We start from the raw sequence: 17,304 nt of genomic DNA, 5'->3' as shown, positions 1-17,304 counted from the left end.
TCATATTTTGTAGTGTATCAAATGATGGGTAAATACTGTATTTTAGAATGGTTAAAATTAGTTAGGTACTAGTACTATTTTAAGTTTTTAAATATCTGTTTTTTAGCTTTTTGTTGTTTTTAAAAGCGTCTTTTTAAACTTTTTAAAAGTGTCGATTTAAGATTATTAACAACCGTATTGGGCTTCTATTTATGATAAAAACCATGCTTAAGTATAGGCACAACCTCTCGTGCAGTGACTAATTTTGTTTTTGAATTTGGGAAGAGATACAGTTCCAGTGAATCTAGATAATATTAGCAGTTTTGATTTTGTGGGGACAATGAAAAACTGTTACACTCCCTCAATATGTTTTAATAATACATTCAGTTGAGGGAGTTTTTTAGGGGAGTGGAGATAGTGCTAGATTTCTAAACAAATTCCCTTACTAACGAATTATTATAAATCTGATTCCTTAGGTTTTCCTATGGATGACAGAAGAAGTTTATTAGCAAAAACGATTTGAATACTTGGTATTGGTTGATAAAAATAGATAACATAAGTAACATCGGTTATTTCGCTCTAATTAAGAACTCACATTTAGTACTGCGAAAGTAGTAGAGAGCGAGATAGTGATTTACTAGTTGTAGATTGTATTAACTGTAGCCTAATATCTAGCTAGTCGTTTTGTGCCTGTGAATGCAACAAGCAGAGAACTATGTTTTGATGTAGTACATAGGAATTAGTAATTATCGAGTAGATAAGTTCTAAGTTTCACTGTGGAGTGGAAGTGGAGCTTAATAAATTAATCTTTATCATTTATGGAAAAAGTAAGTATGGGAATAAGAAAGAAGTAAGTATAAAAGGTTTTGAAACTAGGTTTTGAAAACTTCGCCACGAAGTGGTGTTAAGATGAGACTTATAGAGTAAGTAAATCTTTTATTCGATAGTAATTGTTCTTCGCGAATTCAATTCTTCGTTTAATTGTTATTCCATAACTCACAATAGTTGGAATACAGTGTGTGACAACTCACAATAGCTATGCACTATTTTTTACACTTATAAGTTCGACCTTACATCCTCTTCAATGTAATGATTATGATCTGTGCTCTAAACTCACAATAGGAGTTTGGTCATAATAATATTTTATAAAACACAATTAACAAACAACAAATGAAACAAAAAACTACTTTTTCTCTATGGAGGAGGTTACTGCTTTTGCTCGTCCTGTTCGTTCCTTTAGTACAGTCCTTGGGGCAGACTAAGGTGTATGCAGATACTATTAAAAATAATGAGCATGTAGAAAATGCGCTTTACGCTGCTGATGGTGATTTGAATACTTATGCAGAGTTAAGTGCTAAAGCAGGTGTAGTAGGTGGACTACTAGGTTATAATAGTGAGTTAGATTTATTATTCAATAAAAGTGTACCTAAAAACAATACTATTTTTACTAAAGTAGGTATCGAAGATAAAGGATTATTAAATGCTTTGTTAGGTGGTAGTATTGGTAACTTGGTAACAGGATTAGTGGATGGATTACTTTTAGGTAATCACTATTTTGAAGTATCAGCATATAATTCTAATGGGAGCGTAATTTTAAAAGAAAGCTCTAAAGATGGATTTAAAAATGCAACTGTAAAACTAATAGAAGATATTAATGGACATTTCTTATTAGCTATTACTTCAGATAAAGAAATTAGTAAGTTGAAATTCTCTAATTATAGCAAAGCGGTAGTTGAACTTACAGCACCAACTAAACATTTTTATGTTTATGATTCTTTTTATGATAGTAATGTTAGTCACTGTGGAAAACCAATAGGAACTTCTTTTGATGGTGAGGGAGTTAGTTTAGAATTATTGAATTTAAAGAATCAGAACTTAAGTTATGCTATAGATAATAATCCTAATACATACTCACTTGTATCACCAGGAGCTTTATTAGGTGTTAATGTAGGAGGTTCAATGTCTCAGATATTCTATTTTCCTACTACATCAGATGAGAAAGCTACCGTTAATATTAGTTTAGCTGTAGGGAGTACTGGAGTATTAGATTTAAATCTATTAGGTGGAGTGGAGGTATTAGGTTATAATGGTAAAAGTCTAGTATATCAAAAGTCATTATCAGGAGGTTTGGTTTCTGATTTGAATTTATTAAACCTTAGATTCAACTAATAAATGCAACAGCATTTAAAAAACGGCGGAGAACATTTGCTCCATGGAGCAAATGTTCTCCGCCGTTGGCGAAAAAAAACATCTACTTTTGAGGTTCCTACACACCCAAAAAGATGTCACATTTAACGTTAGAACAAAGATATAAAATAGAAGCATATAAAAAGGCAGGTAAATCACTTACTGAAATTGCTTGTTATATAGGCAAAGACAAGTCTGTTGTTAGCAGAGAGCTTAAGCGCAATTCAGACGAAAGAAATGGTGTTTATAAAGCTAATCTTGGACAAAGAAAGACAGCTCAACGACACAAAGAAAAACGCAAGAGAATACGCTTAACTGAAAACGTAAAAACAACTATTATAGACTATCTTAATCAAGATTATAGTCCAGAACAAATAGTAGGTAGAAGTAAACTTGAAGCAAAAGAAATGGTCTCTGTTGAATGTATTTATCAATTCATTTGGCAGAACAAAAAACAAGGAGGAAAGCTTTATAAGCATCTTAGAACTAAAGGTAAAAAATATAGAAAAAGAGGTGCATGCAAAGACAGTAGAGGCTTGATAAGTAATAGAGTAGATATTGAAAAAAGACCTAGTATAGTTGATGATAAATATAGAATAGGTGATCTTGAAATAGATTTAGTAATAGGGAAAAATCATCGTGGAGCACTGCTTACTATAAACGATAGAGCTACAGGGGTTTTATGGATGGGAAAGATAGAATCAAAGGAAGCTCACGTTGTAGAAGCTAAAATTATAGAACTCTTAAAAGACTTCAAACCGTTACTTCATACTATGACTTCTGATAACGGAAAAGAGTTTGCAAACCATCAAAATATAGCTAACACTCTAGAGCTTGATTACTACTTCGCAAAGCCTTATCACAGTTGGGAAAGAGGAGCTAATGAAAATTTAAATGGATTAGTAAGACAATATTTCCCTAAAATGACTAATTTCGATTTAATTACACAAGCAGCAATTGACAAGGCTGTAAATATTTTAAACAACAGACCAAGAAAGAGATTTGGTTTTAAATCGCCTAACGAAATTTTTACAGAAAAATTAAACCTAATGGTTACTGTTGCATTTAATACTTGAATCCACCAACTTAATTAAGTTAGGTGAAAAAGTTGATATTACTGTTGCGCCTGGTAAGGCATTTGATCGTTTAGAAGTTCGTCTTAAAGCACCTGTAGGTGTTGATTTATTAGGAACTTCTGTTCGTATCTATGATGTAGAGCGTTTTGATGAAGTGAATTGCAAGAATCCTTTAATTACTATTCCTGATGCAACAGCTCAACCTTTTGAAGTAGCTTCATGTTCTACTAAATTAGGAGTTTTTGAGAATGTAGATTTTCCATATAATGCAGTTGATGGAAATAACGAAACATATGCGTCATTAGTAGCAAATAATGGAAGTTTACTTGTTTCTTCTCCTCAAAATGGAAGAATACAAATGAAATATGATAGTGCTTTACCTGCTAATAAAACATCTTATATCCGTATTGATGCAGAAAAAGGTATGCTAAATGCATTGTTAGGTGGTACATTAGGAGATTTGATTGCTAATGTAGGTGGATTAGTATTAGGTAATCATATTTTTACTGTAGAGGCATATGATACTGCTGGTAGCTCTGTTTTAAAAAGTTCAAGTTCAAATCACTTTGAAGGGACTACAAATGGAACAGTTAAATTAGTACAAGATAATATCGGTAGATATTATTTAGCAGTTACTCCAAATCAAGCTTATCAAAGTATTGTCGTGTCTAATAGTGTAAGTAGTTCATTACCTACAGGAGAGATTCGTGCACTTAAAGTGTATAATATGTGTACTGATATAGGTACAGATTTATGTTACCCTGCTCAGTTTACTTCTTATAGTCAACAAGGAATCAATTTGAGTCTTTTAGACTTAGGAAAAGCTGGAGTTAAGAATCCTTATCATGCGATTAGTGGTAACTCATCTAATTACTCAGAAATTAGTACAGGACTAGTTGCTATAGCTGGTTTAATAAAACAAACAGTATATTTTAATCAACCTTCTCAAGTAGGAGATGAATTAAAAGTAAGACTACAGTTAGATCCTAGTTCTGCCTTATCAGTTCAATTATTAGGAAATTATAAAGTAGTTACTTATTTAGGAAATGAACAGAAAGAATCATTTACACTTCAACAAGGCTTAATTAATAACTTGAATCTATTAGATTTATTCAAATCAGGAGGAATACAAACCTTAACTTTTGATACAAAACATGTTTTTGATAGAGTGGAATTACAAGTTGGTAATTTAGTGAATGTAGCTTTAACTCCTTCTATTCGTTTATATGATGTAAAAAGAGTAAACTCAACTTGTCTTGAAAACACTACAATATCACCATTTATAAAACCAGTATGTGCTACTACAGTCCTAAGTGCTTCTAATGCAGATGATATTGATAATATCTTTAGTGATAATTTTGATGCTTATGCTACTATAAACTCAGGATCTGGTATTTTATTAGGTTTAGGAGGTCAATATTCAGGTCATATCGAGTTAGGGTATGCTAAAGAAGTACCTGCTAATACTACATCTTATGTTCGTATAGATTTTGATGAGAAATTATTGAATGCTTTATTAGGAGGTAGCTTAGGTAATGTAGTAAATGGATTACTAAATGGACTTGTTTTAGGAGATCACTTCTTTGAAGTAGAAGTAAAGAATGCTGCTAAAGCTGTTATTCTTGATGGTAAAAGTAATGTGAGTAATAATGCAGCTAAAGGTGCAGGTACTATCAGAATTGTAAAAGATAGTTTAGGCCGTACTTATTTAGCTATTACCCCAACTGTTCCTTATCAATCAGTACGTATTACAGATGTATCTAAAGCTTTAGTTGGTGCTACTGCTAAACCTAATAGTATGAATGTATATAGTATGTGTTATGAAAGTGATACTAACTCTTGTGTTCCTTCATTTGCAACTTCATTTGAATATGGTGGTTTGGCTCTTGATGTAAAAGATTTATCAGGAGGAGGGGTTAAGAATCCTGAGCATGCCATTGATAACAATACTACAAATTACTCTGAAATATCTTCAGGGACATTAAATATTGCAGGCGCAGTTAGACAATATATCTACTTTAATAGTGATGCAAAAGCGGGCGAAGAGACTTTGATTAAGTTTAAAACACAAGGTGGTCAAGTAAATGTAGACTTAATAGGTGCTTTAGAGATTAAAGCTTATAAAGGAGATAAAGAAGTAGATGCATTATCAAGTACTAATGGATTAATCAATGGAATCAATGTACTTGATTTGTTAACTACAGGTCAAATGGTAGAACTTCCTTTTAGACCAAAGGCAGCTTACGATCGTATTTCTATAGGGATGAAATCATTAGTAGGAGTAAACGTAGGAGCAAGTATACATCTATACGATGTAGTACGTACTTGTAGAGTAGTTAATCCTAATCAATCTTTAGTTTCTTGGAAATCATATAAAGTTAATAATGATGCTACAATCAGTACTGTAAAAGGTGGAGAAGTAGTAGAATATACTATCCATGTTCGCAATGAAGGAACTACTCCGATAGCAGATTTTATTGTAAAAGATAAAATGCCTAAGGGGGTGAAATACAAATCAAGTGTAGCAGGTGTCTTAACGGAAGATGAAGTTGTATTTACTCATAAAGGAGTTTTAGCTCCTGGTGCAACAGTTGCTTTTACTTTTGAAGTAGATGTAAATGCTGATTTATCAGGTATAGTTGAGATTAAGAATATTGCTTATGTAGGTGAAGCAGGACAAGAAGTAGGTAAGGAAGTATTCTATCCTTCTTATCCTCCTGTAGATAATACAAATCCAGTACAGCCTGACGGAACTAAAGCTCCAGGGACTGTGATTAAGGTAGTAAATGATAATATGTTAGATAAGCCTATTATTATTGTTGTTGATGAAAAAGGTGACGAAATATCAGGAAATACTATTTGTGCTGGTTCATCGATTATTTTAAAAGTAAAAGATGTTGCAGATACTTATCAGTGGTATTTTAATGGAGAAGCGATTGTTAATAGTGGAAGTGGTACAAATACAAATCCAAATTATGGTAAAGAGAGAACTTTAAGTACAGAAACTCCAGGTGATTATACTGTAGTAACGACGAAAGGAAGTACACTTTCTTATATGTCAGATGTATTTGAAGTAATCCAAAATGAAGGACCTACTTTAAGTATTGAAGGAAGTCAACGCGTAAGTGTTAAGATTGATAGTAGTACAGGAAAAGCTGTTCTGCAGTTGCCAAATGTACAGACAAATGGAAGTACACCTATTTGGTATTATGATAATAAACAAGTACAAAGTAATCAAGTTGAGTTTAATGCTGTAGGTAATTACACATTGACTGTATATAGTGAATTAAATGGGTGTGAGAGTTATGATAGTTTATTAGTTACTGTATTTGACGATTCATTATGCCCACCAACTATTGAGCGTGTTTATGCTAGAGGAGGTAAACTTCCTGATGGAACAGACATGAATACTACATGGTACACTACTTTAGCCGGTTTTGTTGCAAATAAGGAAAATGCAGTAGATGGGGATCCGACAACATATTCGACTATTTCTTCTACAGTTGCTTTATTAGGTTTAGGGACTACTTGGCAGAATATTTATTTTGACCATCCTGTTAAAGCAGGAACTCCAGTGACTGTTAAGTTAGGTAAAGAATATAGTGGATTGATTGTAGCAGGTGGATTGTCAGTAGTAGGGTTAACAAAAGAAGGAAAACGTATCGGTACAATAAAACCTGTTTCAGGTGGATTATTAGATTTATTAACAGGTGATAATGTTTTGGAATACACTTTTGTTCCTTCTAGTAAAAATGGCCCACAAGAATATTATGGAGTACAGATTTCATTAGGAGCATTAGTAGGAGTAGCCCAGTTAGCTAAGGTATACGGTGTTTATTATGATAAACAAGTTCCTCAGTTTGAAGGGGGGTACTGCGAACCTGTTTCTGAAGGCGTACACTCTTCTGTATTAGATGTGTTACATGGAGTACAAGATTTAGGTCTTGGAGTTGCTAGTGCTACTGCCTCAGTTGTTAATCCTTGGAATGCAGTGGATGATAATCTAGATACGTATGCTACTATTAGTAGAGTAGTATCTGTTGCTAATCAAGCTCATATGACTGTTGTGTTTAAGCAACAAGCTATGCCAGGAGATGAGTTACATATCGTAACAGGTACTCCAAGTAATCCTGTTTTAGGATTAGAATTGATCAAAGCATTTAAGATCCAACGTTACTTAGGAGATAAAAAAGTTGGACCAGAAATAGATGGTACAGGAGGTATTCAGGTAATAGATTTAAAACTTTTGGGCTTAGGCTATAAGAGAAAGTATAAAATGATTATTAAAGAAACAGATGAAGCTTTTGATCGAGTAAAAATCACTTATGCCGATGTATTAGGAGTTATAGGAGAATTTACTAGAATATATGAAGTTAGTTTGGCTCCAAAAGTGGACTTAGGTAATGGTTTCGATATCAATGAAGATATTAAAGATATATGTGAACAAGGTAATATAGTAATAAATAGCAATGATCAATGTACAGATTATCAGATGTTTACTCAAGAAAGAGACAGTGATCCTAACAATCCTGAAAAACCAATTGTTGGAGAGGCTAAGGATGTAATTGACGATAAGGGCTTACCTGTTAAGCAATATACATTTAAGTTACCTAAAGATTTACAAGAAGTAGAAGAAGGCAATGAGGATGGAACTCCATCAGGTAGTAAGTATAAAGTAATCTATGTACAAACATATAGAAATGGTTGTCCTGTAGGTAGACGTATTCCTATAAAATTAAGTACTAAAAATTGTTCAGTTAAATCTAACCTGAACATCACACAGAAAATCAGATAATTAGAAACAACAATATTTATATATAAAAAGATATGAAAAAAATCACATTATTAGCGGTATTATTAGGAACAACATATTTCGCAAACGCACAAGTAGGGATCGGTACGCCGGACCCTGCTACTTCTGCAGAATTAGACATCGTAGCTAAGGCAGGAAATAAAGGTATCTTGATTCCTCGTGTTGCTTTAACAGTAGAGAATGTATTCAAACCTATTGAAGGAGCTCAAATAGAAAGTTTATTAGTATATAATAATACAGCATCAGCGACTATGCCTAAAGGTTTTTACTACTGGGATGGTGTTAAATGGAATAGAATAGTAGGGAAAGAAGAATTAGATACTGTAATTAAGAATTTAGGTGATAATATCACGAATATCACTACTAAATTAGAAGAAGACGTAAAGAATCTTCAAGCTGTAGTGAACTACATATTACCGTCTAACCCTGATAATAAAGATAAAGATGGCAAACCAGTAGTTACTGAAAAGCATACTACGATTGTTTATAATCCTGAGACTAAAGAAATGTTCTATGTGACTTATGATAATGGGAAGTATACAACTAAGCAGATTGACATTACTAAGATGGTACAGGGAGTAGAAACAAATACTTTCTTTAAAGACATCAAAGACGCAAATGGTAAAACAACTGGTTATGTATATTTCAACGAGAAAACGATTGTAGAAGCTATTGGTAAAGAAACCGACCCAGCTAAGATTAAAGATATACTTGATAAGTTAGATGAAAAAACAAACGGAGCTATTAAGATTGAAGTAAAAGAAACTGTAGTAAACAACTTCAAAGAAATCTTAGAAGCACCTACTACAATCACTGTAACTACAAAAGACGGAGATAAAACTTTCACAACTGTAGAAGAGTATTTACAATACATCTCTCAGTCTGCTGATGGTAATGTAATCTATAAAAACATTGGTACTGATGTAGCTCCTAATTGGGTATTCCAATACTATGATAAAGCTACAGAAGAGTATAAGACGATTAGTTTACGTAATCTAGTAGCAGAAACTGAGTCTAAAACTACTATTGTTACTTATGAAAATAAACAATACTATTTATCAGAAGCATACATTGTAGGAGGAGGAGAATTAGATGTGACTAAATGGACTGCAGTTCCAGCTGGAGCTATTCATGTAAATGTAGTAGGTGGAGTGATAAATAATATCGAAGAGATCTTAACGACTAAAGGAAATATCACTATCCAAGTAGGAGGAAAAGATATGAACTTTACATCTGTAGAAGAGTACTTGCAGTACATCACTCAGTTCTCAGAAGGTAATGTTATCTATAAGAATATCAGTACTGATTCAACAAAACCAAATTGGGTACTACAGTACTGGGACAATACTGCAAATGAGTACAAAACTATCAACCTAACAGATCTTGTTGCTTCAGTAGAAACTAAGACTAATATCTTAAGAACAGAAGCAAAAGCTAATGGTAAATTAGAAGATTATGCAGCAGCTCCAGCACCAGTAGAAGCTAATGTTAAGAAAGGAGAAATCTTCTATAAGTATAGTAATGAAGATAAAGTTGAGCAATTCATTAATATGACGGCAGATATCATCTCTTCTATTAACAACAATGAAGAAGTGAAGAATACATTAATTAATGTGTTAAACTCAGGAGGGAACGTATATTTTGGTAAGATTAAAGATACTGATACTGACTTAGTATTTTATACAATGAAAATTGTAAATGGTAAAGAAGAGAAGACTCCTATTGAATTACCAGCTTCATTCTTATTAGAGATTATCAAAAACTATAAAGATATAATTAAACAAGCTTTAGGAGATAATATCACAAACGAAGGAGATATCGTATTCACAGGGAATATCTATAATGGGCGCCAAGTATTATTAGCTAAAGGAAGTACTACAACTAATGGCGAATCTGCTAGAACTACAGGTGTAACATTAGCTAATGCTACAGGTGATAACGCTATCAATGGTGTGTTATCTATCAAGGTACTAAAAGCAGGTGTAGTAGTTACTGAATCTATAAAAGATGTGGTAGTAAATGATACTAAGATTGACTTTAATATCGGTGTAGGAAATATCTATACAGCTTTACCAGCAGATACTTATGAAGTAGTAGTAGAATACCTAGGTAAAGAGGTAAAATAATTTAGAATACAACAAACAACAATTAATTCTTTTTAGAAAGGGAGAGGCTAAAGCCAACTCACAATAACGGCCTCTCCCTTTTATTAAATCAAACTCACATTATGAAAAAAATATATTTAAGTATAGCCATATCATTTCTTGCAACAGCTGGTTTTGCTCAGACTAAGATCGGTGTTGTTGGTAAATCTAATCCTGATATAAACTCTAATGCTATCTTAGAGTTAGAATCAGAGAACAAAGGTCTTTTATTACCTCGTATTGCGTTAACTGAGACTACGAAAGCAGATCCTTTAAGTGATCACGTTAGCGGAATGACTGTGTATAATACAGCTACTGTAGCAGATGTAGTGCCTGGGTTTTATTATAACGATGGTACGAAATGGCAACAGATGGTAACAACAGATAATAAAGCTGTGAAATTCTTCTATATGCCTACGATCACTTTTGATACGAGTGTTCTTGGAGATGGTAGAAAAGAACTATACGAAGAGTATAAAAAGCAGTTCACAATGACAAGCGGAAATGCAGTAAAGAGTACTAATGCTCCTGCTGTTATTCCTCATTTTCCAGCAGCTAGTGATTTATACTATTATGTTACAGACTTTGATCCTGCTGTGTTTTCAGATATCGTTATAGATGATAATGGAGTAATGACTTACAAGATTATTGGTAATGGTACTCCTACCTCTATCATGAATATCGTATTCGTGGTAAAATAACTAACTAGTAAAAGTGATTCACTATGGTTAAGAAAAGAACACTCTTAGTAGTTTCTGGCTTGTGCTCTATAGCTACTATGGCTCAGACAGTCAACAAGGGAGGGCTATATGTAAGCCCAGAAGGGATAATGTCTACACATTATGCCTTAGAGAATATAGATGATGCAGACTTTAAAAATAACGGTACGCTATATGTTTATAATGATATTATAAACAACGGTGCTTTCTTTGATTATAAAGGAAAACTAGCACAAGGGACTACTATTTTTAAAAGTGATAAACAACAGACTGTATCAGGTAACAGTATCAGTAAGTTTAACAATGTAGTGCTAAATAACACAGCAGATAATATTGCATTTAATGTTATTAATGATGTGGTAGTACAGGGTAGAGTGGACTTCCAAGACGGTATTGTCAATGTAGATGAGAAAGACGGATCATTTACATTTCTAAAAGACGCAACGGCAGTCAATGCAAGTGATAATAGCCATATCCAAGGAACTGTAGACAAGGAAGGAAACAACGAGTTTGTGTTCCCTATTGGAGATAAGAAGTACTATCGAAATGCTACGATTACAGCGCCTAAAGAAGAGAAAGACATTTTCGTAGGGAAGTATAACTTAGATGATAAGAACTTCTTTACTTCTCATAAACATAAGTCTGGTATAGTAGAGCTAGTAAACGAAAGAGAGTATTGGCTAGTAGACCGTAACTCTAATGCCAAGAGCGATGTTATCTTGACATTAGGCTGGCATACAGACACTACTCCAGCAGAGTTATTAAAGACTCCAGAGAAGAACTTACGCATTCTTCGTTGGGATGTTAAGGATCAGCTTTGGGTAGATGAGGGAGGTATCGTAGATGTTGATAATAAGACAGTGACTACACCTACATCTGTACGTGGATATGGATTCTTTACATTAGGTACTGTGAATACAGATTTGATATTAGATGGAGACGTAGTAATCTATAATTTAGTAACGCCTAATGGAGATGGCGAGAATGATTTCTTCTTAATTGATAATATTAATCGTTTCCCTAACAATAAAGTTGAGATCTATAACCGTTGGGGAGTGAAGGTTTATGAGACTTCTAATTATGACAGTAATAATAACGTATTCAGAGGGTATTCTGACGGACGTGTTACAGTTAACTCTGGAGAGAAACTACCTACAGGAACTTATTATTATGTGATTAGCTATGAATACAGAAATGCTAGCGAAGCACATACAATTAGAAAATCAGGGTATCTACATTTAGACAACAACTAAGATTTTACGAATGACAATTAATAGAACAATAAGAAATATAAGTGTGTGTATGTTAACCTTGTTAGGAGTACAACAAATGCAAGCACAACAAGACCCACAGTACACACAGTATATGTATAATACCTCTAATATTAACCCTGCTTATGCAGGTACTAGAGGTAACCTAAGTATTTTCGGTAACTACCGTACACAGTGGGTTGGTTTAGATGGAGCGCCTAAGACAGCTAATCTTTCTGTAAGTACACCTCTAGGAGATTCAGGATTAGGATTAGGAGTAAATTATATGAATGATCGTATAGGAGCGATGGATGAGAATAATATCTCTGTAGACCTATCGTACGCTATCGATGTTAATCAAGACTATAAATTAGCATTTGGATTAAAAGCTACGGCTAACTTACTGAATGTAGATTATACTCGTCTTAATATCTATAGTGGAAAAGATCCTGTAGCATTGACTAATATAGATAATCAATTCTCACCTAATATAGGGGCAGGTCTGTATCTATATTCTGAGAAGTCATATTTAGGATTGTCTGTACCTAACTTTTTAACTACAGATCGCTACGATGATAACGAGGTGACTACCATGCGTCAGAAAGCGCACTTCTATTTAATGGGAGGATATGTGTTTGAACTAAACCCTAGTTTGAAGTTTAAACCAGCTTTCTTAGCGAAGGCAGTTTCTGGGGCACCATTACAGATGGATCTGACAGCTAACTTCTTAATTATAGACAAGTTTACTGTAGGAGCAGCATATCGTTGGGATGCATCAGTTAGTGCATTAGCAGGATTCCAAGTGAATGATAACTTATTCGTAGGATATTCTTATGATGCAGATACGACTAAGTTAGCGAATTATAACTCTGGATCTCATGAGATATTCCTAAGATTTGATTTGTTTAATAATCGCACTCGTATGAATACACCAAGATTCTTTTAATGAAAACTATAAAGTATGAAAAAGAAGGTTATTAAGTTTTTCTCAATAGCCTCTTTTTTCTTAATAACGGTAGGGGCAGTAGCTCAGACTAGTAAGGAGAAAAAAGCGGATAAGAGCTTTGACTACTATGAGTATGTCAATGCAATCGAAATCTATGAGAAAATTATAAATAAAGGGTACAAAAGTGTTAATACACTTACTAAATTAGCAGATGCTTATTACTTTAAAGGTGAGCTAAAGACTGCTCATAGGTGGTACGAAGAGTTATTTGTTTTTGCAGAACAAGAAGGACATAAACTACCATCAGAGTACTACTATAGATATGCGCAGACGCTGCGTTCTATAGAGGATTATAAAAAGGCAGATGAGTATGTAAGTCGCTTTGCCGAGTTAGAGAAAAGTGACAGTAGAGGTATATTATTCGAAGAAAAGAAAGATACTTACTTAAAGGAGATTAATGCCATGATACAGCGTTATGATCTGAAAGTACTGCCTATTAATAGTGTATATTCTGACTATGGATCGAGTATCTTAGGAGACCAATTAGTCTTCGCTTCTGCTAGAGAAACAGAGCATGGAGGTAGAGTACATAAGTGGACTAATGAAGCGTTTACTACTCTATACAGTACGGTAATTAGTAAAGATGGTAGTTTTAGCGAGCCTGAGCCTTTGGATAAGTTTGGAAATGCAAAGGTCAATGTAGCATCAGCTATCTTTACTAAAGATGGTAAGACGATGTACTTCACGAGTAATAACTTTAAGAAGAAAAAGAAAGTTCACAATGAAGATTATTACATTTTACTAAAGTTATATAAATCTACTTTAAACGAAGATGGAGTATGGACAGAAGCTGTAGAGTTACCATTTAACTCAGATAATTTTAATACTGCTCATCCTGCTTTATCCCCAGATGAGAGATGGTTATACTTTGCTTCTGATAGAAGTGGTACACTAGGGGAGTCTGATATCTATAGAGTCTTTATAGAAGAAGATGGAAGTTATGGTACACCTGAGAACTTAGGGGCTAGAATTAATACAGAAGGGCGTGAGACATTTCCTTTTATCTCTAAGGATAACTATCTATATTTCTCATCAGATGGACGTCCAGGGCTAGGAGGGTTAGACATATATATGGCTAAGCTAAATGTGGATAATACCTTCGGTAAGGTAGTGAGCGTAGGAGCTCCTATTAACAGTCCTTCAGATGACTTTGCATTCTATATCAATGATAAAAATAGAAAAGGATTTGTCAGTTCTAATCGTGAGGGAGGAGTAGGAAGTGATGATATATATTTCTTCCAAGTAGTAGACTGTAAGCAGCAGATAGAAGGGAAAGTGTTCAATACGAGTACAAAAGAACCGATAGCGAATGCCACAGTAGTATTATATGATAATGCGTATAAAGAACTAGCTACAATCACTACAGATGCGAAGGGGTATTATCTTACAGAAGCTTTAGACTGTAATTATAAGTTTAGATTAAAGGCTAGTGCAGATAAGTTCTTGACAGCAGAGGTATCTACGGTATTAGGACGAGAGTTTAATGTATCTAAGAAGGTAGATATAGGACTAGATCCTATAGTTGAAAAAATAGAGAAAGATGATGATTTATTTAAGAAATTGAAGTTAGATCCTATCTATTTTGACTTTGATAAAGCGACTATTCGTCCTGATGCAGCAGTAGAGTTAGCGAAGGTAGTAGAAGTGCTTAATATGTATCCAAAACTGAAGATAGATGTGCGTTCGCATACAGATAGTAGAGGTAATGATGCCTATAATATGAAGTTGTCTGACCGAAGAGCTAAATCAACGATAGCTTGGATGGTAAAACAAGGAATAGAAGAAGATCGTATCACGGGTAAAGGGTATGGAGAATCACAGTTAGTTAATAAATGTGCTAATAAAGTACCATGTACTATTAAAGAGCATCAAGAAAATAGAAGAAGTGAGTTTATTATTCTGAATATAGAATAACACTGTTTCGGTTAGTAATTTTAAAAAAGCCAGTTTGTGATGACAGACTGGCTTTTTACTTTTTTAGTAAAGTGTCATAGAACGTACAGAAAGGAGTGATTCTATAGCCCTATTAGAGTGAGGTTGTTTTGTAATTCCATTCTTCAGTACTCTCCTTTCAATACCGCTACAAGATCTCTTCAAGACTTCTTCAAGAAAATAGGCTTGAACTAGAGCAATCTTAGCGTATTGTTGAAGAAATTAAGACAAAGGTCTGTATATGCTAGGATAGAGAGGTATTCGTGTATTTTCTGTTTTTGAGTTTTTTTATTTAACCCAGATTAAGCGATAGACATATAAACGAAAAGTAATTATACAAAATAGCTCTGAATTTAAGAAAACAGCATACTGTAGTATGGATTTAGAAGAAATGAAAGAGATATGAAGTAGAATTGCTTTGCAGTATTTGGCTAATGCTTAATCTGGGTTTAATATGTTTGTAATTAATTGTTTATGTTTGTTTTTGGTCTTTTTTAAAGAAAAAAAACACTATACTTTTTCTTCAAAAAGAAGTGTAAATGGATGGTACGCAGGATATATCAATAAAAGAGGGTATAAAGAGTCTTTTACACTAGGTAAGTACGTCATTAACTCAATAAAAATGAAAAAAGAGATAAGAATTATTCACAACAGAATAAAATAGGAATGTTTTTAGGTAAAAGAGAGAGATAAGATATAGAAGTGATTATTTAATATGGTTAATATGGAATCATGGTTTAATTTATTCAACAAAAAACCACCCGTTTAGAGGTGGTTTTTATATAGATAATAGATTGATTATTTTTCTATTGTTTGGTATACTTTAAGAGCTTGTTTTAAGATCTCAGCTGAGCGGATTAAGTCTTCTTTTTTAAGAACATAAGCCATACGAGCTTCGTTTAATCCTACACCTGGTGTAGAGTAGAATCCTGCAGCAGGAGCAATCATTACAGTCTCTCCATTTAGGTCATACTCTTCTAATAACCATTTAGCGAAGTTATCAGCATTTTTAATAGGGAACTTAGCTACACAGTAGAAAGAACCATGTGGCATAGTTACTTGTACTCCTTCTATCTGTTGAAGCGCAGTGATGAATACATCTCTTCTCTCTTTATATTCCGTGATTACTTCATCGAAGTAAGATTTAGGAGTATCTAGAGCAGCCTCAGCAGCGATTTGTTCAAAAGTAGGAGGAGATAGACGCGCTTGAGCAAATTTCATTGCTGCAGCCATAAGATCTTTGTTTTTAGAAACGATACATCCTATACGAGCACCACACATGCTGTAACGCTTAGATACAGAGTCAATCATGATCGCGTGATTTGCTAATTCTGGGATACTCATCACAGAGATATGTTTATATCCATCATAAGCGAACTCTCTATATACTTCATCAGCGATTAAGAATAGATCATGTTTAACTACTAGGTCTGTTAACTGTTTCATCTCTTGTTCTGAATATAAGTAACCAGTAGGGTTACCAGGGTTACAGATTAAGATTGCTTTAGTTTTAGGAGTGATTAGTTTTTCGAATTCTGATATAGCAGGTAATGCAAATCCATCATTGATAGAAGACATCACAGGTACAATGTTTACTCCATTAGAAGTAGAGAATCCATTATAGTTAGCATAGAATGGCTCAGGGATGATGATTTCGTCACCTTGGTCCATTGTACTTCCTAAAGCGAATAATAATGCTTCAGATCCACCAGTAGTAACGATAATATCTGCTACATCTACATTAAGATTTTGGTCTTGATAGTGTTTAGCTAACTTTATTCTATAACTTTCGATTCCTGCAGAGTGGCTATATTCTAATACTTCGAAGTTAGCTTCTTTTACAGCTTTAAGAGCTCCTTCAGGTGTTTTAATATCAGGTTGTCCTATATTTAAGTGGTATACATGGTGTCCTTTTTGTTTTGCTACCTCTGCAAAAGGGACTAATTTTCTGATAGGTGATTCAGGCATTTGAAGCCCTTTGTTTGAAATCTTTGGCATAGTTTTGAAATTTAAATAAACATAGTAACTCTCTAAATCAATATTGGATTAGAAATCAATAATCCTCTAGAATATTACTATCGCAAATGTAACTTATTTTATGCAAAAATTTGCAACAAATTGATTACTAAATATTAAGTTAAATATACTGAATTACTGGCCTTTTTGGTTATTTTTGTTGCACTATTAAAACAACATAT

General features: G+C 33.6%; 8 protein-coding genes and 1 pseudogene. 8 read left to right on the top strand and 1 reads right to left on the bottom strand.

From position 1 onward, the window contains the following. Positions 1 to 1,149: 1,149 nt before the first annotated feature. From E0Z07_RS17435 to E0Z07_RS17400, 8 genes and pseudogenes are all read left to right on the top strand, one after another. Complete coding sequence (locus E0Z07_RS17435; RefSeq protein ID WP_207893707.1) at positions 1,150 to 2,148, top strand: hypothetical protein; 999 nt, start codon at positions 1,150 to 1,152, stop codon at positions 2,146 to 2,148. 113 nt (positions 2,149 to 2,261) lie between these two features. Next, positions 2,262 to 3,242 (top strand): IS30 family transposase, encoded by a 981-nt coding sequence (locus E0Z07_RS17430; protein WP_006265742.1) that lies wholly within the window; start codon positions 2,262 to 2,264, stop codon positions 3,240 to 3,242. Then, a pseudogene (locus E0Z07_RS17425) lies at positions 3,238 to 8,037 on the top strand (DUF11 domain-containing protein); the annotation flags it as partial. The gene E0Z07_RS17430 and the pseudogene E0Z07_RS17425, both read left to right, overlap by 5 nt. Positions 8,038 to 8,069: 32 nt before the next feature. Beyond that, positions 8,070 to 10,181, top strand: coding sequence for a hypothetical protein (locus E0Z07_RS17420; protein WP_131541056.1), 2,112 nt, complete (start codon positions 8,070 to 8,072; stop codon positions 10,179 to 10,181). A 101-nt stretch (positions 10,182 to 10,282) separates the two neighbouring features. Beyond that, positions 10,283 to 10,900: a hypothetical protein gene (locus E0Z07_RS17415; protein ID WP_131541055.1), complete on the top strand. Its 618-nt coding sequence runs from the start codon at positions 10,283 to 10,285 to the stop codon at positions 10,898 to 10,900. Between the two features lie 23 nt (positions 10,901 to 10,923). Continuing rightward, positions 10,924 to 12,171, top strand: a complete 1,248-nt coding sequence (locus E0Z07_RS17410) for a gliding motility-associated C-terminal domain-containing protein (protein ID WP_131541054.1) — start codon at positions 10,924 to 10,926, stop codon at positions 12,169 to 12,171. A 10-nt stretch (positions 12,172 to 12,181) separates the two neighbouring features. Continuing rightward, entirely contained in the window at positions 12,182 to 13,114 is a 933-nt protein-coding gene (locus E0Z07_RS17405; RefSeq protein WP_131541053.1) for a PorP/SprF family type IX secretion system membrane protein, read from the top strand. A 15-nt stretch (positions 13,115 to 13,129) separates the two neighbouring features. Further along, positions 13,130 to 15,088, top strand: a complete 1,959-nt coding sequence (locus E0Z07_RS17400) for an OmpA family protein (protein ID WP_131541052.1) — start codon at positions 13,130 to 13,132, stop codon at positions 15,086 to 15,088. Positions 15,089 to 15,904: 816 nt separating this feature from the next. Here the strand turns inward: E0Z07_RS17400 and E0Z07_RS17390 are convergent. Further along, a complete protein-coding gene (locus E0Z07_RS17390; protein ID WP_006261728.1) occupies positions 15,905 to 17,104 on the bottom strand; it encodes a pyridoxal phosphate-dependent aminotransferase in 1,200 nt (399 codons plus the stop codon). Positions 17,105 to 17,304 lie beyond the last annotated feature (200 nt).

This window comes from Myroides odoratimimus (assembly GCF_004337635.1).
GTDB lineage: Bacteria > Bacteroidota > Bacteroidia > Flavobacteriales > Flavobacteriaceae > Flavobacterium > Flavobacterium odoratimimum.
Note: the sequence above shows the minus strand (reverse complement) of the source record. Positions and strands in the feature narration are given on the sequence as shown.